Origin of the sequence: Odoribacter splanchnicus DSM 20712, assembly GCF_000190535.1 — a bacterium.
GTDB lineage: Bacteria > Bacteroidota > Bacteroidia > Bacteroidales > Marinifilaceae > Odoribacter > Odoribacter splanchnicus.
Map to the genome: position 1 here is coordinate 478,008 of NC_015160.1, position 21,459 is coordinate 499,466.

The window sequence follows — 21,459 nt, forward strand, 5'->3', positions numbered from 1 at the left end:
CGGTCAGCATACAGAAAAAACGGCTAATCCGGATTGAAAAGCTGCCGGTCTGTTCAAAAAATTTTTGGAGCGACATCAGCGGTTTTACAAGCCCGGAGAAGTCGCTCCGAAGTACTTTGAAGATCGGCTCTTTATCGAAGAGGTTAGATAACTTCGGCAACGACAAATGTACTGCCACCGATGTAAATCATATCTTCGGAGGAGGCAGCTTGCCGGGCTGCTTCATAAGCTGCTGCGACAGTGGGATAATATTCGCCTTGCAGGCCTGCTTGTCTTGCTTTTTGAGCAAGCTGTTGCTCCGGCATAGCCCGGGGAATGGAAGCTTTGCAGAAATAATACACCGCATCCTGAGGAAGGATATGTAATACGCTGTCGATGTCTTTGTCACTAACCATACCGATGACAAAATGAAGCTTTCGATACCGGCACTGTTTTAATTGTTGGGTGATCTCTGTCAGGCCATCGATATTGTGACCCGTGTCGCAAATGGTCAATGGCTGGTTGGAAAGGGTTTGCCAGCGTCCGAATAAACCGGTATTCGTCACTACCCGTTCGATACCTTGCCGGACTTGCTGGTCGCTGATCTTTAAGCCTGCTTGTTGTAAAACGGGTATAGTCTCCAGTACCGTAGGAATATTTTTTCGTTGATAGAGTCCTTTCAATTCACTGGTTAAATGATCGAAATGCCAACCGTTTTTCCGTGTCAGCTGGAAACTTCCGTCGATGTTAATCGTTGTCGTCCAGTTGTCACTTGCAAATTCGATCGGAGTTTCACAGGTTTGAGCTTTTTGCTCGAAAACAAAATCGTAGGTTTTGTCGCGCGTACCGATGACAACCGGAATACCGGGTTTTATGATTCCTGCTTTTTCGCTTGCAATTTTTTCGAGGGTGTTCCCCAGGAGTGCCATATGATCGAAGGAAATATTTGTAATAACAGAGGCTAAAGGAGTGATAATGTTCGTGGAATCGAGGCGTCCACCCAGTCCGACTTCGATCACTGCAATATCCACCTGGCTATCGGCGAAATACTTGAAAGCCATAGCTACCGTCATTTCGAAGAAAGACGGTTTTACCCGGGAGAATAAATCGGCGTGATGCCGGACAAAATCGATGACATATTGTTCACTGACCATTTCTCCGTTGATTTTAATCCTTTCCCGGAAATCTTTTAAATGAGGGGAAGTATACAGGCCGGTTTTATATCCGGCTTGCTGTAATATAGAAGCCAGCATGTGGGATACCGATCCTTTGCCGTTCGTACCTGCCACATGAATCGTTTTGAAGTTTTTATGGGGATGTCTGAAATATTCATCCAATTGTAAAGTGTTGTCCAGGTTTGCTTTGTACGCAGCCTGACCTTCCCTTTGGTACATCGGGAGCTGGGCAAACAACCAATTTAAAGTTTCCTGATAATTCATGATTTGTTTTTTCAAAATTTCAAATGTTATTCCCGGACTTTTCATTTTTAGGTGAAGGTCTGAGAACAAGATGCAAAAGTACTAAACAAATGAAATTGCTTGTTGAAAATCCGGGATTTATTCTCTTTGCTGTGAAAAAAAAATTAATTTTGCAGGTTATAAATAGATTATTTATGAAAGCTGATATAAATGTACCTATACCTGTCTTGAGACGTATGCCTTCTTATCTTTCTTTTGTAAAGACTTTACAAAAGCAGGGAGAGAAGTACGTGTCTTCTACCCGGATAGCTGAATATATGGAAATCGATTCGACTCAGGTGACGAAGGATCTTTCCCATACCGGTATTTCGGGTAAAACACGGGTTGGATACGAGGTGGACAGTTTTGTGCGGATTCTGGAAGATTTTTTGGGTTTTAGCCGGGTGGACGGAGCATTTTTGGTCGGAGCCGGTTCGTTGGGGAGTGCTTTGCTGCAAGATAAAGGATTGTCTGCTTTCGGGTTACAGATAGAGGCTGCCTTCGATACGGATAAAACGAAGATCGGTACAAAAGTCAATGATATCGAAATATTTCATATCGATCAATTCCGTGCTATGGCTGCCGAACGGAAAGTGGTGATCGGTATTATTACCGTCCCCGCCGAACATGCACAGAATGTAGCCGACTTGATGGTCGCCTGGGGAATTAAAGCCATCTGGAATTTTACTCCTGCCCGCATAAAGGTCCCTACGCATATTGTCGTGCAAAATACCACCATCTATATGAACCTCGCTATCTTGTTCAATAAATTGTACAACGATAAGGGGGAAAAAAAGTAAAAGGTTAAAAGCTAAAGCCTATCGTCTTTAACTTTTTACTTTTACCTTTTTACCTTTTACTTTTTTTCTTATCTTTGCACCTTATTAAAAATAAGCTGCGTACGTAGCGTAGTAATAAAATAAACGACTATGATAAAAATTAAATTTCCGGATGGAAATGTAAAAGAATTTGAGTCAGGTGTGACCGGCTTGGATATTGCCCGGGGAATTAGTTCCAAACTGGCTAAGGAAGTGTTGTCCATATCTGTGAATGGGGAAATTTGGGATTTGACACGTCCTATTACAGCAGATGCTGAAATTAAATTATTTACCTGGGATGATCAGGAAGGAAAACATGCTTTCTGGCATTCTTCGGCCCACTTGATGGCAGAAGCCCTGCAACAATTATACCCGAATACCAAATTCGGTATCGGACCGGCTATCGAAAACGGATTTTACTATGATATCGATCCGGGAGAAGGGGTCGTTTTGACCGACAAAGATCTGGAAACCATCGAGAAGAAAATGCTTGAATTGGCGCGCCAGAAAGAAGAGTATTGCCGTATCAATGTGAGCAAGCAAGAAGCACTGGAGCATTTCAACAGTATCAACGAAACTTATAAAGTGGAGTTAATCAACGATTTGGAAGACGGTAAGATTACTTATTATCGTCAGGGCTCCTTTACCGATCTTTGCCGTGGTCCGCACTTACCGGATACTTCTTATATTAAGGCTATAAAACTGACCGGTTTAGCCGGTGCTTACTGGAGAGGGAACGAGCATAATAAAATGTTGACCCGTATCTACGGTATCACTTTCCCGAAACAGAAAATGCTGGACGAATGGCTGGTATTGATGGAAGAGGCGAAGCAACGGGATCACCGGAAGATCGGTAAAGAAATGGAATTGTTTACTTTTTCCCAAGCTGTGGGTGCCGGTTTACCGATGTGGTTGCCGAAAGGAGCTATGTTGCGCGACCGTTTGGAGGGATTTTTGCGGAAAGTACAGAAGAAATACGGTTACCAGCAAGTCATTACCCCACATATCGGGAATGTGAATCTGTATAAGACTTCCGGACATTACCAGAAATACGGAAAAGATAGTTTTCAGGTGATTACGACTCCTCAGGAAGGTGAAGAGTTTATGTTGAAACCGATGAACTGTCCTCACCATTGCGAGATTTATAAATTCAAGCCCCGTTCTTATAAAGATCTGCCACTGCGTTTTGCTGAATTCGGTACGGTGTATCGTTACGAGCAGAGCGGAGAGTTGCATGGTTTGACCCGGGTACGTGGATTTACGCAGGACGATGCTCACTTATTCTGTACGCCCGATCAGTTGAAAGAAGAGTTTAAAAAAGTAATCGATATTATTTTTACTATCTTTAAGGCGCTGGATTTCAAAGATTTTACTGCTCAGGTATCTTTACGTGATCCGAAGAATACAGAGAAGTATATCGGTACGGATGAGAACTGGGAAAAAGCGGAACGTGCCATCATCGAAGCGGCTGAAGAAAAAGGCCTGAAGACGACTGTCGAATTGGGCGAAGCTGCTTTCTACGGACCGAAGCTCGACTTTATGGTGAAAGATGCGATTGGACGGAAATGGCAATTGGGTACCATTCAGGTCGATTATAATCTGCCGGAACGTTTTGATCTGGAATATACCGGAGCTGATAACCTGAAACACCGGCCGGTGATGATCCATCGGGCACCTTTCGGAAGTATGGAGCGCTTTGTGGCTGTATTGATCGAGCATACCGGAGGAAAATTCCCCTTGTGGTTAGCGCCGGATCAGGTAGTTGTGATGCCGATCAGCGAAAAATTCAATGATTATGCCCAAAAACTTTCGGATTTGTTAAATAATTCCGATATTCGCACCGTTTTAGATGACCGGAATGAAAAAATAGGACGTAAAATCCGGGATAACGAATTGAAAAAAATTCCGTATCTATTGATTGTCGGAGAAAATGAGATGAACAACAACACCGTTTCTGTTCGTCGGCAGGGACAAGGGGATATGGGAACGATGTCTGTCGAAGACTTTATTTCGAAGATAAATGAAGAAGTAAATAGTCAGTTACAGACCATTTATAGTTATTGATAAACTAACTTAAGGAGGATTTAATATAGCAACAAGAATGGAATTCAGAGGCTCAAGAAATCAGGTTAATAAAGAACCTCAGCACAGAATTAATGAGTCAATCCGGGCTGCTCAAGTAAGAGTCGTCGGGGAAAATATCGAACCGGGCGTATACCCTTTACGTGAAGCTTTGGCGATGGCAGAAGCTGCCGGTATGGATTTGGTGGAGATCTCTCCGAACGCCGAGCCACCGGTGTGCCGGATTATTGATTACAGTAAATTCCTGTACCAACTGAAGAAAAAACAGAAGGAAATCAAAGCGAAAAGCGTGAAGGTCGTCGTTAAGGAGATTCGTTTCGGACCCCAGACCGATGATCATGATTTCAATTTTAAATTGAAACATGCGAAGGAATTTTTGCAGGAAGGTGCGAAGGTGAGGGCCTATGTATTCTTTAAGGGACGTTCGATTTTGTTTAAAGACCAGGGGGCCGATTTGTTGTCACGTTTCATCGCTGAACTGGAAGAATACGGAAAAGTGGAAGCTGCTCCGAAACTGGAAGGAAAGAAGATGATCGTGGTGTTGGCTCCGAAGAAATAATGCTCAGGATAGCGGTGAAAGCCGGATAGTTATATTTTTCTGAAACACAATTAAATTACGAGAAGATGCCAAAGATGAAGACAGTGAGTAGCGCGAAGAAGAGATTTACTCTTACCGCTACGGGGAAGATTAAAAGAAAACATGCTTTCAAAAGTCATATTTTGACGAAGAAAACAACAAAACAGAAACGTAATCTTACGCATGTTACTACAGTTGACGGACATAACCTGAAAGCTGTACGGAAGATGCTTGTTATGTAAGAATTACTAAGAAATTATTTTATTAACCGGAATGTTATGCCGTAAGTTTCTCCATAGAGTGAACGCTGACATTCGAAAAAAAGAAAATTATGCCAAGAGCTAAAAATGCCGTTGCTGCAAGAGCACGTAGAAAAAAGGTTTTAAAACAAACCAAAGGAAACTTTGGTGCCAGAAAAAATGTTTGGACGGTTGCCAAAAACACATATGAAAAAGGTTTGACATATGCGTTCCGTGACAGACGTAAAAAGAAATCAGAATTTAGAGCATTGTGGATTCAGAGAATTAATGCAGCTGTCCGTCTGGAAGGCCTGTCTTATTCTAAATTTATGGGTCTGATTCATAAAGCTGATGTAGACATGAACCGTAAAGTTCTGGCCGACCTGGCTATGAATCATCCGGAAGCTTTCAAAGCTGTAGTTGCAAAAGCAAAAGAATTTGCGAAGTAATGATAAACGAATATCCTGAGGGAAGGCTGCTGTGAAGCAGCCTTTTTCTGTTTATAGATTTTATAAGACAACTGTAACTTACTTGAAAAATAAATGTTAACTTTGACCCTATAAAGTCTTTTTGCTTTATCATGGGGTTTATAAATTTTAGAAACAAATATATGCGTATAGCTTTGTTGGGATATGGTAAGATGGGAAAAATGATCGAACGGATTGCCATAGAACGCGGACATGAGATTGTATTGATAGTAGACGAGAATAACCGGGCGGCTTGTACGGATGAACAACTGAAGCAGGCTGACGTCGCTATTGAATTTACGATGCCTGCTGTTGCCGTTGAAAATTATAAATGGTGTTTCGATAACGGCGTTCCGGTGGTTTCCGGGACAACCGGTTGGCTGGAAAGATGGGATGAGGTGGTGGCTTGTTGCCGGGAACAACAAGGTGGATTTTTCTATGCCTCGAATTTCAGTATCGGGGTGAATATTTTCTTTCAGCTCAATAAATACCTGGCTAAGATGATGAACGGATTTAACGACTATAAGGTATTTATCGAAGAAACGCATCATATACATAAACTGGATGCCCCTAGCGGTACAGCGATTACAATCGCCGAAGGAATTTTAGGTAACCACGACGGTTATCGTTCCTGGCAATTGAACGAAGGGAGACAAATGCCGGCAGATGTATTGCCTGTAACGGCCAGGCGTATCGGTGAAGTGCCCGGGATTCATGCTGTAACTTATAAATCGGAGGTCGACGAAATAGAAATCCGGCATTCGGCTGTATCACGTGAAGGTTTTGCCCGGGGAGCTGTGCTGGCTGCTGAATTTCTGAAAGGGAAAAACGGTGTGTTGGGAATGGAAGATATGTTGAAATTTTAATGGGGAAAATAATTATCATATGAAAAATATTTTGACGAATAAATGGTTTAAATTCAGCCTTGTCCTGATTATCTACCTGTTGTGGGCTTATTGGGTTGGGAGCTGGTGGTTGTTGATCCTGGTGCCGGTGATTTTCGATATCTACATCACAAAGAAAGTACATTGGGCGTTTTGGAAAAAGAAAGGCGTAGAGAAACAAACCAAAACGGTTGAATGGATCGATGCTTTGATTTTTGCGGTCGTGGCAGCTACCTTGATCCGTATGTTCTTTTTTGAAGCCTATACGATTCCGACTTCCTCTATGGAGAAGAGTATGTTGGTGGGTGATTACCTGTTTGTCAGCAAAGTAGCCTACGGACCTAAGTTGCCTAATACCCCTTTAGCCGTTCCTTTCACACACCATACGCTGCCTTTTACCCAAAAGACAAAAGCTTATTCGGAAGCCATTCAATGGCCCTACAAACGGATTGCGGGGACGACTGAAATCAAACGAAACGATATTATCGTATTTAATTTTCCGGCCGGAGATACCTTGATCGTAGGATCTGAAAATCCCGATTATTATAGCCAGATTCGTACGAATGCCCGGATTTTTCAGGCACAGGATCCCGGATTATCCCGGGAACAGGCCGAGAAGCTGGTGAGAGAAAAAATGTGGGAACGATTTGAGATCACTACCCGCCCTGTCGATAAGCGGGAGAATTATATCAAACGGGGCGTCGGAATGCCCGGGGATATTCTGGAGTTGAAAGACGCTCAGTTGTATGTCAATGGAAAAATGTCCGATAATCCTGAAAACCTGCAGTACAGGTATGAGGTGAGAACCAATGGTACCCCCTTGAATCGGATGAAACTTCAGGATATCGGATTGTCGCTGGAAGATATCGGTATTCCTTCTACAGTGAACTATTTCCCGTTGACCTTGGAAATGGTGGAGAAATTGAAAAAATTCCCCAATGTGGTCGAAATTAACCGAACCAAAGAGGTGAGCCCTAATCCGGATATTTTTCCTTTCGATACCTTGAATTATCCTTGGAATGTAGATAATTTCGGACCTTTGTATGTGCCTAAAAAAGGAGATAAAGTGGAGTTGAATATGAAGACCTTGCCTTTGTATGCAAGGATCATCGGTACTTACGAAGAAAACGATTTACAGGTAAAAGATTCTGTTATTTATATCAACGGTGAGGTAGCGGATAGTTATACCTTTAAGATGAATTATTACTGGATGATGGGAGATAACCGGCATAGTTCGGCAGATTCCCGCTACTGGGGATTCGTGCCGGAAGATCACGTAGTCGGAAAAGCTTATTTCATTTGGTTATCCTTGGATAAAGATAAATCATTTTTCGACAAGATCCGGTGGAAGCGGATGTTCCGGTTTATTCATTGACGGAAAGAAAATGAATGAAACAGTAACAATCGATCAAACTTTTTTGCGCATATGAAATTAGAATTTATCGATTGTTACTGTTTTTTGTTGTCACAGTTGCAATGGGAAAAATTGGTTCTTTTTCAAAAAGAAAATAGGCAGGAAAAAGAATATAAAGTTAATTAAGATGAATTCTGATAAAAGGAATCGTAAAAAATCAGATTGAAAGGATATTTATGTATTTTTATTCGTATCTTACCATAAATTTCTAAATTCATACAACAATGACTGCAAACGAAAAAAAGACATTTGTGTTGGATACGAACGTTATTCTGCACGATTACCGTTCTATTTATAATTTTACCAATAATGATATCGTCATCCCCATAGTAGTTTTGGAAGAACTGGATAAATTCAAGAAAGGGAATGACCTGATCAATTTTCATGCCCGTGAATTTGCCCGTGAGTTGGATAAAATTTCCGAAAAGGATTTTTTTGATAAAGGGGCAGCTTTAGGGAAAGGACGGGGAAGACTATTTATTCAGCCGGGAGTGAAATTTTCTCAAAAAATGAAGGATTCCTTCAGTGATGATACTCCGGATCACCGTATACTCGCTGTAACAGAGTATATCAGTGAAAAAATGAAGGGACAAAAGGTGATTCTGGTGACTAAAGATATGAATCTGAGGATGAAAGCCCGTTCGTTGGGATTGCAGGCCGAAGATTATAAAACGGATCAGGTGGAGGATCTGGATTTTGCAATCAACCGTAGTGTCCGGGAAATCGAAGGGATAGATACAGAAGTGATCAACAGGATTTATGAAAATGCAAATGGGGTAGAGGTGGAACAAGTGTTTCCGAAGCAAGAGCTCAAAGGCAATAATTATTACGTTTTGAAGAATGGGAATGCTTCGGTTCTGGCTTGTTATGATCCGGTAAGAAGAGTGATCCGGAAAGTGGAAAAACCGAATGTGTTCGGTATTTATCCCAAAAATGCAGAGCAGGCTTTTGCGGTAGATGCTTTATTGAATCCTAACATACAATTGGTGGCGATCAGTGGAAAGGCAGGTACCGGAAAAACTTTATTGGCCCTGGCTTCGGCTTTACAGCAGAATAAACAGTATGAATTTATTTATTTAGCCCGTCCGATCGTCGCTTTATCGAGTAAAGACCTGGGCTTTCTCCCCGGTGATGTCAACGAAAAGGTAGATCCGTATATGCAGCCTCTATATGATAATCTGGGTTTTATCAAGCGGCGGTTTAATATCCATGGGGCTGAAAATCGCCTGATCGAAGAGATGCAGAAGGAACAGAAACTGATGATTTCTGCTTTGGCTTATATTCGGGGACGGAGTTTGTCGGATGTTTATTTTATTGTCGATGAGGCTCAGAATCTTACTCCCCATGAAGTAAAAACGATTATTACCCGGGCAGGCGAAGGCACGAAAATGGTATTTACCGGAGATATCGATCAGATCGATTCACCTTATCTGGATAAGAAGTCGAACGGACTGTCGCATTTGTTCGATAAAATGCAGGGACAGGATATTTTTGCCCATGTACATCTGGAAAAGGGAGAACGCAGTAAACTGGCTGATCTGGCGAGCGATCTTTTATAGGAAATAGAGCGCAGGAGCTTGGCTTTACCGTTATCCCTGAAAGAGACGTTTAAATTTTGACATTGGAACTGCTTTTTCCCTATAGAAAAATTCGGTAAAAATCGCTATCTTTGTCTCCACTAACGAGAATAAAGATGAGCAAGAAAGTGCAGTTCGACCGGGAAGATTATCTGAAAGCGAACCGAAAGCTATCCCGGGAAGAAGAGATCAAAACACATGGACGTCCGGTTCGGATCGGAGGAGTCCACAAGTCGAAAAAGGTCTACGACCGCAAGCGGAGTAAGGCAGAGATGAAAAAGGCTCTGCCTTATTTTTTACTTGTTATTCAACTGTCGATTTCTGCTTCAGGGATAGGAAGACGGTAAGGTTCCGGTACATTTATTTATACGTGTATGAGAAGGGGATAGGTTGAGATTGGCGGTAAGTAATTTTTTTGTAAATTTGAGAAACTTATTCGTATAATAAAATAATTAGCTTATGAATGTATCCTATCTTTTTTTGGCTCCGGGTTTCGAGGAAATGGAAGCTATTGCTGTTGTCGATATACTCCGTAGAGGAGGACTAGATGTACGGACAGTATCTGTCGGTGGAGGTAATGAAGTGACCGGTGCCCATCAGATTACTATCCGTGCGGATTTGTCATTGGAACAAATTCGACCGGAAGAGGCTGAATGCCTGATTTTCCCCGGGGGAATGCCGGGAGCCCAGCACCTGAGTGAATGTGAAAAATTGATGACGATCCTGCAACATCATTACGATCAGGAACGAACGGTTGCAGCAATTTGTGCCGCACCTGCTTTAGTATTGAGTCATTTGAAAACAAACAGAAAACTCCGGGTGACCTGTTATCCTGGATTTGAAAAATATCTACCTGATTTCGAAGTCGTGACAGATGGAGTAGTCGTTGATGGAAAAATGATTACCGGAAAGGGGCCCGGATTTGCTATCCCATTCGGATTAGCCGTTCTCGAACAGCTCCGTTCGGCTCAGGTTGCTGGTGACGTTGCTGACGGGATGTTGTTGTTATAACGTGATTTATTACGTGGAACAACTCCTATTTATCTCCTATATATCCCTTATTTCCGACGTTATTATATAGGAATGAGGGGATAATTCCTAGCCTGAAGCTTTTTATACCGGTAGATCATCCACAAAAATAAGAAAGCCAACTAATTCGCAATACTTTAAGTATGAATTAGTTGGCTGATGTTTTATTATTTACTGAATATCCCTTTTTAGGGTATACTAGTCCGGATTTTTAGCCGGTTTATAAATCTTTTTACCGTTTGTAACACATGCTGACGCAATTGCCGCATACATTTTCATATAGGGTGGTACGTTCTTCCACTGTGCCGTTGTCTGCAAGTTTCAGTATATGAATACTTCCCTTTTTACCTGTAGCTCCGTTTTCTGATGATACGACATACAAAGTGTTATTATAATCTTCGTTTGGAAAATAACTGGCATAACCATCGTAATGAGGAACATATTCCATGTAAATCCGTTCAATAGTGGTTTGTACTGTATTCCCGTTGATTTTGACCGTATCTGTATCGTAAATAGGGAAACAACGATTACTGTTCAGATCATATTGATAAATTTGGCTTCCTTTTGTAAAATACAGGAAAGGTCTTGCGACGGACATGGCATATCCGGCAGATTGTTCGATGCCTTCCGCTTCAGGAGTAAGGTTGACCCGGGAAAGCAGACGCATGGGAGAATTGCTATAGAAATCATTGAAGTTGCTTAAAGTGAATTCCAGTTTTTCCAATTGTCCGTTTGTATTTTTAAAAATACCGCATCCCCGTTTGGTGTTATTTCCTGTCGGAGCTGCTTCGGCCATATAAACCAACTGCAAACCGAGGTTGGAAGGATCAAAGTTTTCCGAATCCGACTCAATAGAAGAAAAGGTATTGTTCAAACTCATCATATTTCCCTTGATATTCAGAAAACGTCCTTTTTGGTTGTCGTAGAAAAGATAGTTTCTTCCATTGACAATAGCATAGGGCGAGAGTTCATAATCACCCGGGACAGCTGGATTGAATTGCAGGCCGTATCCCAACATGTCTGCAGCTCCCAGTAAACGCCCATGCAGTTTACCGTTATTGATGATAAAATCGGCCATTGTTCCATAACTGGCAGGATATACTCCTTTGTAATAGGCTTGTGGATTAATAACTTGCGGTGTAATATAAAACAAATCTTCAAAAGTTGAGGAAACGGTCAAATCCGCATTATTCAGCGTCACCCCTCCTGAAGTTCCGTTGAGTATGAGCATATCTTTTAATTTCATGATTTGAGTTGTCGAGGCGTCGGCGACTATAACCGGATGGGTACCCAATTCATGTCCGTTGTCCGCTCCGTATACTTCCACTAAGTTGCCGGCTGTATTTAGGAATACCAGATTCGGAATTCCGTCGACTTCTCCCAGTACCATAAGCCCCTTATCGAATTTGCCTGTTACTGACAGAGTGAAATTAGATTTACTGCTCAGACCGGTTTCTTTATCCGTTACCTTTAGGTAGATGGTGTAATTTCCAACCGATAAATTGACGTTGTAAACCAATTTTTCTTCTAACGATAAAGTATCTACTTCCAGATCATTGTTCGTGTACCTGTACCAGCAATATTCCAAAGGAGTTTCTTTCCCGGAAAAGCTGATTTTAGGTTCGACTTCCAATTGATGGTAAATCTCGATCGTCCGGTTTTTCAAGGTATCGATAGTGATTTCATGGAGTGGGTTATAATCATAAGTCCCTAAATCATCCATACAGGAAATGCCTAAAAAGGGAAATAGACAGAGATATAATAATTTTTTCATAATCATTCTATTTAATTCATCCAAGGTTCGATTCTTTGTCCGTGTTCGTCATAGATTTCATTTTCTGCAAAGAAATTATTCATTTGCATTCCATAGGCTGTTTTTTGAGTACGATTCAGATTACTCCATTCCATATAATCTTCAAATTTCACAAAGGTGTTCAATTTTAATTCAGAAAGGATATATCGGTGTTTCACCCGGCTGTAGGGGCCGAAATAACTGCTGTAATACCCGTCCCAATACGGAATGGGGGGTAATCGGTTAGAGCTGACGATAGTTGCTTCTTGCCGGTAAGAAATCCCGGTGGACATATACGCTGCAGGTTCTAATTGTAATACCAATTTTACCGATAATGAATCGAGTTCGGGACTGTAATTCAGCGTTATGGGTACATTAAGCGAGTATTCGTCTTTTTTTATTTCATAGAATTCTTCTAAAGGCTGATAGTGTTTGTTGACAATAGCAGTGGTTTGACTGGAGTCTGCTTTTAAACGGAAACGATAATTTTGACCGGCATAACCGTTAAGTTCAACCGGAAGATTTACAGTGATGTAACTTTCCGAAGTATTCAGAAATGAACAGGCGATACTGTCCAATTCGTTGTCAGATAAAGCAAAATGCATCGTAGTACTCCCGGAAAACAACTTCTGTTGGTCGTCGTTACAGCTACCTGCTATGTAGAGCAGAAACAATAATATGGTAAATATATACAGTGTTTTCATGACTTTATTATTTTGTAATCAGGTTGCCAAATTCTTTTTCATCATCAGGTAATGGGAAACAGAAGATTTTCCGGGGATTTTCGATATTCAATGCACCCGGAATATCGGTGTAGTCTTTCCGTTTCAGAAAGAAAAATAGTTGTCCTTCGGCCAGAAACGACTTCCGGTATTCTTTGAACAATTCCTCTTCAAATACACAATTCTCTTTCGTCAGGTCGAAAGCTGCCGGTATACCGTATTCATGCCGGACTGTATTCAGGTAATCCAAACCTTTTGCCGGCTCTGCCTGGCATTCTGCACAAATGTATTGTATCTCAGTCATTCGGAGTAAAGGTATGCCTTGATTCATCGGACCGTTTTGGTTGTATTTGCTGACGAAATAGCGTCCGGTATTCGCATCGCTTTCGATAGTATTCGGATTCAATATGAGCCAGGAAGGGATACGGTTGTCGGATGATTCGTATTTTTCTGTTTCATAAAATTCTTTCCGTTGATTCTGAGACAGGGATAATTGTGAATTGTTTTCAGAATTTGCTGTAAAATAGTCATCCGACATTGTTGGTATCTTATCGGAGTATAGCCGGAACAATATCCGGTTTGTACCCAATAACGGATGGGCTATTAATTCATTGGCTATATTTCCGGCCTTTGGGGTTTGTCCGGCCCATAGATATACCCGGGCCATCAGGGCTTTTACCGCATAATAGTTCATTCTTTCCTCCCGGTTCCGGAGAAATTCGTCTTCCGGTTCCGTATTATCGGCTGCCGGTCCGAATGGATCGCTGACTTCCAGTAAGCTCAGGGCTTCTTCACAGTCTTGCAGAATTTTTTCTGTAACGGCCATATTGGTCAGCTGGGGGAAAGGAGTGCGCGTAACCCGGTCTACATAGGGGATAGCCGCTGCATTTGCACCTACAGTAAAAGACGGTGCAAACATGCGTAGCAGATCGAAATGCAGATAGGCTCGCAGGCCTAAAGTTTCTCCCCGGATCAGTTCATAGTTATGTCCACTGAAAAGCTCCTGACGGCCCTCCATGTTTTCCAGCAGATTGTTGCAGTTCATAATGGTTTTGTACATCGTTTTCCAAATGGCATCGAACTTAGATTTTACCGTAGAGGCTTCGTAATTATATATCGAAGCATTGTAAAAATTGTGGTAATTGTCGTTTATTGTATAGTATTGGGCCAGGACATCCAGCAAACTCATTGTCAGCTCCTGGCCGTAAAGTGCCGGAGTGGCCATTGTGGTATATATACCGAATAGGGCTGTTTTGTATCCGTTTTCGTTTTCAAACAGGATATCGTTTTTCACCTGACTTTTGGGATTTACGTCGAACCAGTTTTCACAACTCATGAAAAATTGTGAACAACTGATTAAGAGGCTGAGGATTAATATCTTTTTCATGAGATTGATTTTAAAAGATTACACGTAAAGAAGTTCTGAAAGCTCTCGCAAACGGGTAGTCGATTCCTCGTTCGGCTTTGATGGAAGAAGCCCGGAATACATCGTTCATAGAAAACGAAATACGGATATTTTCCATCCGCCATTTGCGGGTGAGGGGTGTCGGAAAGTCATACGATAGGTTTAATGCACTTAATTGCAAATAATTATAATCTTCTACGAACCGGGAAGCCGGTCTTGTCTGGCTTTCATCCTTAACATCCTTGAAGAAAGTGATGTCTCCGGGTTGCTGCCATCTTTGTTCCAAAACCCTTCGGTCCGTATTATAGCGTTTATCGGCATTCTCCACCCTGTCTACCAGGGTGTAATTGTAATTTTGGCCGCCGATTCGATAAGTGAAATAAAGATTCAGTTGCAAGCCTTTCCAGCCGGCATTGAGTCCCAGATTACCTTCCAGGTCGGGATCTGTACAACCGATAACCCGTTGGTCCTTTGCCTGCCAACGATCTGTCAGACTTCCGTCGGCAGCCAGGTAGGTCTCTTTTCCGTTGGCCGGATTGATCCCCAGAGAAGGCACACCCCAGATGGAATTGATCGATTCGCCTTCAATATACCGTACTTTGGGTACATTAAGATTTTCATCACTTTTATCCCAGGCTTGATTCCAGGCTTCGAGGCTATTGGAGATTTTCTTCAGGATGTTGGTATTGTGTATGCCGGATGCTGTCAGATTGAGCCAAAGATCTTTTTTCTTCAGTATACCCAGGCGTACTTCCAATTCATACCCTTTATTTTCGATTTCTCCTAAATTTTCCCGATAGGTACCGTATCCCAGAGAGGGAGGCAGGGTTACGTCCGTCAACAAGTCTTTCGATCTGTTTTGATAATAGTTGGCGGAGAGGGCTAACCGGTCACCGAGCACGGAAATGTCCGTGCCGATATTCAGCTGGTTGGTTTGTTGCCATTTCAAATCCGGGTTACCCAATCTCATCATCATAGCTCCGATATTATACCGGTAACGGTTTTGGGTATAATATTCGTACATGATAATCGATTGATAGGGTTCAAAGGCTTGTGAACCGGTCATACCGTAAGAGGCCCGTATTTTTAACATATTGGCCCAGGTCCAGTTTTCGGCAAATTTTTCTTTGTGGATATTCCATCCCAGACCGACAGACCAGAAGGTCGCCCATCGTCCGTCCGATCCGAACTTGGAAGAACCGTCGAATCGGATAGAGGCATCCAGCAGGTAACAATCGCGGTAAGTATAACCGGCATTTCCGACGAATCCCATCAGACGGGAAATATAATCTTCGCCTGTCGGCAGGTATTCTTTTGCATTTTGGGCTGCAAAAGTGATAAAATCCAGTTTTTCATCCGGAAAACCTTCTGCTCTGACAGTATAGACTTCGCCTTCATTGCCTTGAATATTCCAGGCTATATTCGCATTCAGGGTATGATTCTGTATTTGCTTGAAGTAACTGAGCACGACGTTGCCGTCATAGAAAAATTCTTTTCCTGAGGTAGCCTGATAATATCCCCGTCTGTAATAGTTGTCATCGGAATAATTGACGAAATCTGTATGATCCGCCGGTTTGAATACAGTACCGTCGTTTTTTTTTGTGACGGATGGCAAAATTACCCTTTAGCCTCAGATCGGCATTGATATACCAGTCGATCCCGAAATTATTGGCGAATTCACTGTAAGAAGTCTCGTCGATCACATTCAGGGTGGTATTGTACAGCGGATTAATCACGCTTTTCCGTCCCAGTATACCCGAGTTGGCTTCCAGTTCTTTGAGGTAGTTTCCATTTTCATCTTGGTAAGGGTAATAAGGATTCAGGGTGGCGTATTCTCTGAAACTACCGTATGGGCTATTGGTCGATTTGACATTGTCGTAAGTCATGTTGTTACGGAAAGTCAGGTTTTTAAAACGGTATAGAAGCATGGTTCCCATTCCCATTCGTTGCCTGCCGGATTCTTTCATCACGCCGGGAACATTTTCATAGGTCAGATCTAAAGAATAGCGCATGGCTTTTTCGCCGCCTTCAACAGACAGGGTGTGTTTATGGCCGATAGCTACTTCCAGGGGTTTATCCAGCCAATAGGTGTTATATCCCTGTTGCACCAGCCCCAGTCGGTAGTTGTAATCTCTTTCCCGGGCTTCTGTCTGGTCTATTGTTCCGAATGGATCAAAATATCCGGCAGCTTTTCCCAATTGTAATTTTTCTGTTGCATTCAGTAAATCGTAATCAGTCAGATCCGGAATATTGAATGAAACGTCGAGATTGTAAAGTAACCGGAGTTTACCGGCTTCCGGTTGTTTGGTATTGATAACGACCACACCGTTAGAAGCCCGGGAACCGTAGATTGCAGTTGCTGCCGCATCCTTCAGTATGGTCATCGATTCTATGCGCATCGGATCGAGATCGAATACCTTTTCAGCTGTCACTTCAAATCCATCCATGATAAAAGTAGGCATATTCGGACTGCCGACGAAGGAACTTGTCAATTCGTTGGTCGAAGGCATACTGGCCGTTCCCCGGATTTGAAAATCAGGAATGACATTCGGGTTGGAACCGTCCAGGTTGTTTTCTATCATTTTGAACGAAGGGTCGAGGATGGAAAGGGCAGAGAGTAAATTTACCGGATTTACTTGTTTCAGTTCTTCGGCCGTATAACTTTTTTTTCATAATTTTGTAATACTTAAGTTTATAAAATGCTTGTTGTCGCAAGCTTTATTTAAAGTGGGAATGTTGTCGCATTCCCGCTTTTTAATAAGTCGATACGGTCACTGTTCTTCCTTTAATTGTAAAGCGTACTTTTTCCAGTATTTCCAGTTTACAGAGAAAATCCTGGATTCGGTCGTACCGTTTGAGTTCGCCTGTAAAATGTATGTCTTTTAAATTTTCATTTGTATAAAAAATGTCGATGTTATACCAGCGGGCTAAGGTGTTCAGGATATTTTCCAACGGTTGGTCCTGGAATATGAAAATTCCTTTGTGCCAGGCTGTAAATAAGGCTGTATTGACTTTTGCAACAGTCAGGTTGCCGTCTTTCAGGCAGGATTGTTCTCCTGGGTTTAGAATCACTTCTTGTCCCTTGGAATGTATATTGACTTTTCCGGTTTCGAGAGTAGTCAGAACGACAGATTCGTTTGCATAGGCCCGGATAGCAAAAGAGGTTCCTAGTACTCTCAGGTTCTGTTGTTCTGTTTTCACGATAAACGGATGTAAAGAATCAGGAGCCACTTCGAAATAAGCTTCTCCCTTTAAGAAAACTTGTCGCTGTTTTTCTGTAAAAACAACCGGATATTCCAGTTCTGTTTCAGAATTGAGCCATACCCGGGTGCCATCGGCTAACCTCAGTATATATTCCCCTCCCCGGGGAATCGTGATTTTATGGTATACAGGAGCGGTTGTGGTATCGGTTTTAGGGTATACCAGAGTATTCCCTTCGAGTGTTGCTGTTGTAGCTTCAAGTTTGTTTTTTTCTGTAATTGGAGACAAGAAAATATCTTGACCATTCGACAGTGTCAGGACGGCCTGATATGTTCCGGGAATAATCTCCGTAGATTGAATGGAGGTATTTTTCTGCTCTGATTTGAGATACAGGCTGATGGAAAGGACGAAAGGAAGGAGTATGGCTGCTGCCGCATATCCTATTCGTCTCCATTTCCGAAGTTTCCTTTTTCTTATGTGGGAACGAAAAGCTTGATATTTCTGCCGGTAATTGTGTTCTGACGCTTGTTGGCAGAAGTGGTCGAATCCTTTTCCTGTGATGACTTTCTGGTAAAAGACTTGGTTACTTTCTTGGGAGGTGATCCATTCCCGAAGTGTCGTCTCTTCCTCAAGTGTCAGTTCTTTGCTCCATTGTCGAATGATCAGGTCTGCGATCTTCCAGGGGATTGGTGTGTCCATAAATTATTTAGCCTTTTTTTTGTAATATGACACCGCCTGGAGTAAAAATGGGTATTTAAAAGGCAAAAAAATAATTTTGACAAAAATCAAAAAAGGATGCCGAAGGTTTTGAAAAGTAAAGTGTAGCGTTCCCGCAGAATACGTTTGGCTTTTTTACGTTGAGTTTTTACAGTTTCGACGGATAATTTCAGATCAGCAGCGATTTTTTCAGAAGTATCTCCCGATAAGGTGCGTTGAAAGATATTCTTGCACTGTTCAGGTAGTTCTTCCAGCAATAGTTTGAGTTGGCGATAGATTTCATTTTCCAGGGCTGAATTGTAGCCTTCTTCTTCCGCTTTTAAATTATTCAGGAATTGTGCTTCCCGGATTGAACGTCTTTTTTCATCCCGGAGGTAGTTAAAACTGCGGTTACGTACAGCTGTATAAAGATAGGATTTCAGAGTATTCAACCCCTCGAACAGCCGGTGTTCGTCGTACATTCGGCAGAATACTTCCTGTACAATGTCTTCAGCTTCTTCCGGTTTTAGAGAAAAACTACGGGCGAATATGCATAAGGCGACAAAAAAATGTTCATATAGTTTGTGGAATACTTTTGTGTCGCCTTGGGCAAGTGCTTTTATTTCTGTTTCTGAAAATTCCATCGTAATCTTTTCCTGAACAAATATATAATAAATATATGAAATTTTTCCGGATAACAGGTTGAGGTTACAATTACACCATCGGCTGGCACCTCCTGAAAATTATAGAATAATGAAATTTCCCTTCGGGAATTTTCCGACCCACGAGCAAGCCCAATGTCCGGTTTGGTTGATTTCGAGAATACGCGAGAAAAACCCTTTTTCTCCAAGAAGCCTTTCGATACAAGCCCAGGCGGTATCACGTTTGATGAAATCTAAAATTTCTTCCTCGATTCCGGATTGATCTTCACCGGTTTCTTGTCCGATTTTATCCTCCAGGTCGCATAAAGCTTCGTAGACTTCATTGCCAATAGCCAGACTGACTGCCTCGAATATGGCGTCTATCTGTTCGTCTTTCAGCTGTCGCAGTGCTTTTTGTTCGATGAGCTCACTATTTTGTCCCCAAACTTCGAGCATTTGATGGCCATAAGTATCACAAGCTTCCCAAATCGTGTCGATAACCCAATATTTTTCAGAAGGTTCTCCGACCTGTTTAAACCATCCGATGGTTTTTATTTCTTGTATAAATTGATCGATTACAGTCTGTTGTGATGAAGTCCAAAGCATATTTCTTTATTCTAATACCCCGATAAAGATATAAAATATAAGTTTAAGGGGCTAACGGATCAGGTAAAAAGTATAAAGTAAAACATAAAATATATAAAATCACCGGCAGTTTTCTGCAACCACTTCAGCGATGTCTTTGATAGGAACTGCCGTGTCGGTTTTCATAAAAGTTTTTTTACATAGAGGACAGGCTGTTACTAAAAGATCCGGTTGATAAGACAGATAGGCTTTTACCGCATCGCTACTGATTCGGGTACGTTGTCCGGGATCGATATGTATGTTGGCCAGGGATCCGCCACAGCACAATGAATTTTTACCGTCATAGACGGTTGCTAATTTATGACTGACGGTTTGCAGTACCTGATCGGGAGCAGCATATACATCACATCCGCGGCCCAGTTCACAGGGATTGTGGAATACGGTTTTCAGCTCGCTTTGATGTGGGGTGATGAGTTTATTCCGAATCAGGTCGTTCAGGTATTCGGTGTGGTGCATGACCTTTAGGTTCAATCGGTATTCTTCCCGGAAAGTCTTGTAACAGATCGGGCAGGAAGTGACCAGTAATCCGGCCCCTGAGTTCTCGATCCGGGCTTTGTTTTTTTCCACGATCACCGAAGCGGCACTGTGGTTACCAGCCAGCATCATAGGCCGGCCACAACAGATACCTGTCTGTTGGTCGATAAAGGTGTAATCGACCCCGGCTTTCCGGAAGATATGTTCCATGGCCTGGATAACGGATGGGGTGAGGTGCCCCATACAACCGGCGAAATAAGCTACTTTGGCCGGGAGGGCCGGTTGGGGCTGAATGTAGTCGTAGGTCGATTTTGTAATATGGGTGTAATCGGTACGTTGGCTTAACCGTAATGCATTCAGTTTCAGATCTACCGGGCAGGCTGCCTCACAACGTCCGCACATCAGACAGTCCGCTATTTGTACGGTATGTTCTTTTTCATGACGTAGTTTTTTCAAGAAATAAACCGGCTGGGTATCGGTGTGACCGAGAGAAGTGCCGAGCTGACAGCGGTCGATACAAATACCGCAACGCGAACAGGAATAGAGTTGAAACTGACTGATTCCTGTAAATTGTTTCCCTTGTTTGATTCCCCAGTTTTTCAGAAAAATATAAACGATTTCTGTCGGGATATGCATATACCGGGAAAAGGGAAGAAGCAGGAAAAAAAGCCCTAAAGCCGAAGAATAAGCCCACCAGGCCGGATAAGCGAGCGATTCGATCGGTAAGAAAGTGTCGAAAAAATTACCTGCCGAATGAGTCAGAAAACTGCCTCCTCCGCGTACTCCACTGGTGAAACTCTCAGCCAGAAAGCGAAGAGGGAATATTAACCACAATACCGTGAGGATGAGTAAGTCGAAAGGACGATGATTGGTTGTTTTTTTCAAACCAAGTGCTTTGGAATACATTCGTTTCAGAAAAGCCAGAGTCAATCCGGAGAGGATCATCAACAAGATCAGATCCATCAGGAAAGCAAAAGTGCTGCTATAGGGAAATGTTTCCTGTGCCGGATGAAAATAACGGAAAAATATAGCAAAATAAGGTGGATTGAAAATACTGGTATGGTACACCAACGACTCGATTTTACCCACAACGATCAGCAAAAACCAACCTAATCCGAAACACATGTGCATATATCCCAGAAAAGGATTGGTACGGAAGATTTTATGATGTACAAGACTTTCCAGGAATACTTCTTTACCGGCTTTCAGGGTTTTCAGGCTGAAAAGATTTCGCCGGATCGTTCGTTTGTCTTCTGGAGAAAAGGTACGAATCCAACGGGCATATTTGATGACCAGATAGATCAGGAGGATATTCAGACCGATAGTGAAAGGAAGTACAAAAGGATCGTAATACATAGTT

The 21,459-nt window shown here is 42.2% G+C and carries 18 protein-coding genes and 2 pseudogenes; 10 read left to right on the forward strand and 10 right to left on the reverse strand.

Translation table 11 applies throughout. The annotated features are described in order from the left end of the window. Positions 1 to 143: 143 nt before the first annotated feature. Positions 144 to 1,418 carry a bifunctional folylpolyglutamate synthase/dihydrofolate synthase gene (locus ODOSP_RS01965; protein ID WP_013610737.1) on the reverse strand — a complete coding sequence of 425 codons (1,275 nt, stop codon included), beginning with the start codon at positions 1,416 to 1,418 and terminating at the stop codon, positions 144 to 146. 173 nt (positions 1,419 to 1,591) lie between these two features. Here ODOSP_RS01965 and ODOSP_RS01970 point away from each other — a divergent pair, with 173 nt between their 5' ends. The 10 genes and pseudogenes from ODOSP_RS01970 to ODOSP_RS02015 all read left to right on the forward strand — a co-directional run bounded on the left by ODOSP_RS01970 (position 1,592) and on the right by ODOSP_RS02015 (position 10,505). After that, positions 1,592 to 2,236 (forward strand): redox-sensing transcriptional repressor Rex, encoded by a 645-nt coding sequence (locus tag ODOSP_RS01970; RefSeq protein WP_013610738.1) that lies wholly within the window; start codon positions 1,592 to 1,594, stop codon positions 2,234 to 2,236. 129 nt (positions 2,237 to 2,365) lie between these two features. Then, the gene (thrS, locus tag ODOSP_RS01975) at positions 2,366 to 4,318 is read left to right on the forward strand and encodes a threonine--tRNA ligase (protein ID WP_013610739.1); all 1,953 of its coding nucleotides are present in this window, start codon (positions 2,366 to 2,368) and stop codon (positions 4,316 to 4,318) included. Positions 4,319 to 4,355: 37 nt separating this feature from the next. Then, positions 4,356 to 4,892, forward strand: a pseudogene (infC, locus tag ODOSP_RS01980) (translation initiation factor IF-3); the annotation flags it as partial. A 68-nt stretch (positions 4,893 to 4,960) separates the two neighbouring features. Further along, positions 4,961 to 5,155 carry a 50S ribosomal protein L35 gene (gene rpmI / locus ODOSP_RS01985; RefSeq protein WP_013610741.1) on the forward strand — a complete coding sequence of 65 codons (195 nt, stop codon included), beginning with the start codon at positions 4,961 to 4,963 and terminating at the stop codon, positions 5,153 to 5,155. Between the two features lie 89 nt (positions 5,156 to 5,244). Further along, the gene (gene rplT / locus ODOSP_RS01990; RefSeq protein ID WP_013610742.1) at positions 5,245 to 5,601 is read left to right on the forward strand and encodes a 50S ribosomal protein L20; all 357 of its coding nucleotides are present in this window, start codon (positions 5,245 to 5,247) and stop codon (positions 5,599 to 5,601) included. Positions 5,602 to 5,762: 161 nt separating this feature from the next. Further along, entirely contained in the window at positions 5,763 to 6,485 is a 723-nt protein-coding gene (dapB, locus tag ODOSP_RS01995) for a 4-hydroxy-tetrahydrodipicolinate reductase (RefSeq protein ID WP_013610743.1), read from the forward strand. Positions 6,486 to 6,504: 19 nt separating this feature from the next. After that, a complete protein-coding gene (locus ODOSP_RS02000) occupies positions 6,505 to 7,878 on the forward strand; it encodes a S26 family signal peptidase (RefSeq protein WP_013610744.1) in 1,374 nt (457 codons plus the stop codon). Positions 7,879 to 8,141: 263 nt separating this feature from the next. Then, on the forward strand, positions 8,142 to 9,476 hold the full coding sequence (locus ODOSP_RS02005; RefSeq protein WP_013610745.1) for a PhoH family protein: 1,335 nt from the start codon (positions 8,142 to 8,144) through the stop codon (positions 9,474 to 9,476). Between the two features lie 134 nt (positions 9,477 to 9,610). Next, entirely contained in the window at positions 9,611 to 9,841 is a 231-nt protein-coding gene (locus ODOSP_RS02010; RefSeq protein ID WP_013610746.1) for a hypothetical protein, read from the forward strand. Positions 9,842 to 9,953: 112 nt separating this feature from the next. Then, the gene (locus tag ODOSP_RS02015; RefSeq protein ID WP_013610747.1) at positions 9,954 to 10,505 is read left to right on the forward strand and encodes a DJ-1 family glyoxalase III; all 552 of its coding nucleotides are present in this window, start codon (positions 9,954 to 9,956) and stop codon (positions 10,503 to 10,505) included. A 250-nt stretch (positions 10,506 to 10,755) separates the two neighbouring features. Here ODOSP_RS02015 and ODOSP_RS02020 read toward each other — a convergent pair whose 3' ends face one another. From ODOSP_RS02020 to ODOSP_RS02055, 9 genes and pseudogenes are all read right to left on the reverse strand, one after another. Beyond that, positions 10,756 to 12,297, reverse strand: coding sequence for a PKD-like family lipoprotein (locus ODOSP_RS02020; RefSeq protein WP_013610748.1), 1,542 nt, complete (start codon positions 12,295 to 12,297; stop codon positions 10,756 to 10,758). Between the two features lie 11 nt (positions 12,298 to 12,308). Then, complete coding sequence (locus tag ODOSP_RS02025; protein ID WP_013610749.1) at positions 12,309 to 13,019, reverse strand: DUF4843 domain-containing protein; 711 nt, start codon at positions 13,017 to 13,019, stop codon at positions 12,309 to 12,311. Positions 13,020 to 13,026: 7 nt separating this feature from the next. Next, complete coding sequence (locus tag ODOSP_RS02030; RefSeq protein ID WP_013610750.1) at positions 13,027 to 14,424, reverse strand: RagB/SusD family nutrient uptake outer membrane protein; 1,398 nt, start codon at positions 14,422 to 14,424, stop codon at positions 13,027 to 13,029. Between the two features lie 10 nt (positions 14,425 to 14,434). After that, on the reverse strand, positions 14,435 to 16,057 hold the full coding sequence (locus ODOSP_RS18615; protein WP_049782806.1) for a TonB-dependent receptor domain-containing protein: 1,623 nt from the start codon (positions 16,055 to 16,057) through the stop codon (positions 14,435 to 14,437). Next, positions 15,978 to 17,093 (reverse strand): annotated as a pseudogene (locus ODOSP_RS18620) (TonB-dependent receptor plug domain-containing protein); the annotation flags it as partial. The pseudogene ODOSP_RS18620 and the gene ODOSP_RS18615, both read right to left, overlap by 80 nt. Positions 17,094 to 17,196: 103 nt before the next feature. Beyond that, positions 17,197 to 18,342, reverse strand: a complete 1,146-nt coding sequence (locus tag ODOSP_RS02040) for a FecR family protein (protein ID WP_013610751.1) — start codon at positions 18,340 to 18,342, stop codon at positions 17,197 to 17,199. An 86-nt stretch (positions 18,343 to 18,428) separates the two neighbouring features. After that, positions 18,429 to 18,983, reverse strand: coding sequence for an RNA polymerase sigma factor (locus ODOSP_RS02045; protein ID WP_013610752.1), 555 nt, complete (start codon positions 18,981 to 18,983; stop codon positions 18,429 to 18,431). A 99-nt stretch (positions 18,984 to 19,082) separates the two neighbouring features. Further along, entirely contained in the window at positions 19,083 to 19,586 is a 504-nt protein-coding gene (locus tag ODOSP_RS02050) for a hypothetical protein (RefSeq protein ID WP_013610753.1), read from the reverse strand. A 99-nt stretch (positions 19,587 to 19,685) separates the two neighbouring features. Beyond that, on the reverse strand, positions 19,686 to 21,455 hold the full coding sequence (locus ODOSP_RS02055) for a (Fe-S)-binding protein (protein ID WP_013610754.1): 1,770 nt from the start codon (positions 21,453 to 21,455) through the stop codon (positions 19,686 to 19,688). Positions 21,456 to 21,459 lie beyond the last annotated feature (4 nt).

What these genes read in the sequence shown, in the direction of transcription:
- ODOSP_RS01965 (WP_013610737.1), bottom strand. Translation starts at nt 1,418, where the DNA reads ATGAATTATCAGGAAACTTTAAATTGGTTGTTTGCCCAGCTCCCGATG.
- ODOSP_RS01970 (WP_013610738.1), top strand. Translation starts at nt 1,592, where the DNA reads ATGAAAGCTGATATAAATGTACCTATACCTGTCTTGAGACGTATGCCT.
- thrS (WP_013610739.1), top strand. Translation starts at nt 2,366, where the DNA reads ATGATAAAAATTAAATTTCCGGATGGAAATGTAAAAGAATTTGAGTCA.
- rpmI (WP_013610741.1), top strand. Translation starts at nt 4,961, where the DNA reads ATGCCAAAGATGAAGACAGTGAGTAGCGCGAAGAAGAGATTTACTCTT.
- rplT (WP_013610742.1), top strand. Translation starts at nt 5,245, where the DNA reads ATGCCAAGAGCTAAAAATGCCGTTGCTGCAAGAGCACGTAGAAAAAAG.
- dapB (WP_013610743.1), top strand. Translation starts at nt 5,763, where the DNA reads ATGCGTATAGCTTTGTTGGGATATGGTAAGATGGGAAAAATGATCGAA.
- ODOSP_RS02000 (WP_013610744.1), top strand. Translation starts at nt 6,505, where the DNA reads ATGAAAAATATTTTGACGAATAAATGGTTTAAATTCAGCCTTGTCCTG.
- ODOSP_RS02005 (WP_013610745.1), top strand. Translation starts at nt 8,142, where the DNA reads ATGACTGCAAACGAAAAAAAGACATTTGTGTTGGATACGAACGTTATT.
- ODOSP_RS02010 (WP_013610746.1), top strand. Translation starts at nt 9,611, where the DNA reads ATGAGCAAGAAAGTGCAGTTCGACCGGGAAGATTATCTGAAAGCGAAC.
- ODOSP_RS02015 (WP_013610747.1), top strand. Translation starts at nt 9,954, where the DNA reads ATGAATGTATCCTATCTTTTTTTGGCTCCGGGTTTCGAGGAAATGGAA.
- ODOSP_RS02020 (WP_013610748.1), bottom strand. Translation starts at nt 12,297, where the DNA reads ATGAAAAAATTATTATATCTCTGTCTATTTCCCTTTTTAGGCATTTCC.
- ODOSP_RS02025 (WP_013610749.1), bottom strand. Translation starts at nt 13,019, where the DNA reads ATGAAAACACTGTATATATTTACCATATTATTGTTTCTGCTCTACATA.
- ODOSP_RS02030 (WP_013610750.1), bottom strand. Translation starts at nt 14,424, where the DNA reads ATGAAAAAGATATTAATCCTCAGCCTCTTAATCAGTTGTTCACAATTT.
- ODOSP_RS02040 (WP_013610751.1), bottom strand. Translation starts at nt 18,342, where the DNA reads ATGGACACACCAATCCCCTGGAAGATCGCAGACCTGATCATTCGACAA.
- ODOSP_RS02045 (WP_013610752.1), bottom strand. Translation starts at nt 18,983, where the DNA reads ATGGAATTTTCAGAAACAGAAATAAAAGCACTTGCCCAAGGCGACACA.
- ODOSP_RS02050 (WP_013610753.1), bottom strand. Translation starts at nt 19,586, where the DNA reads ATGCTTTGGACTTCATCACAACAGACTGTAATCGATCAATTTATACAA.
- ODOSP_RS02055 (WP_013610754.1), bottom strand. Translation starts at nt 21,455, where the DNA reads ATGTATTACGATCCTTTTGTACTTCCTTTCACTATCGGTCTGAATATC.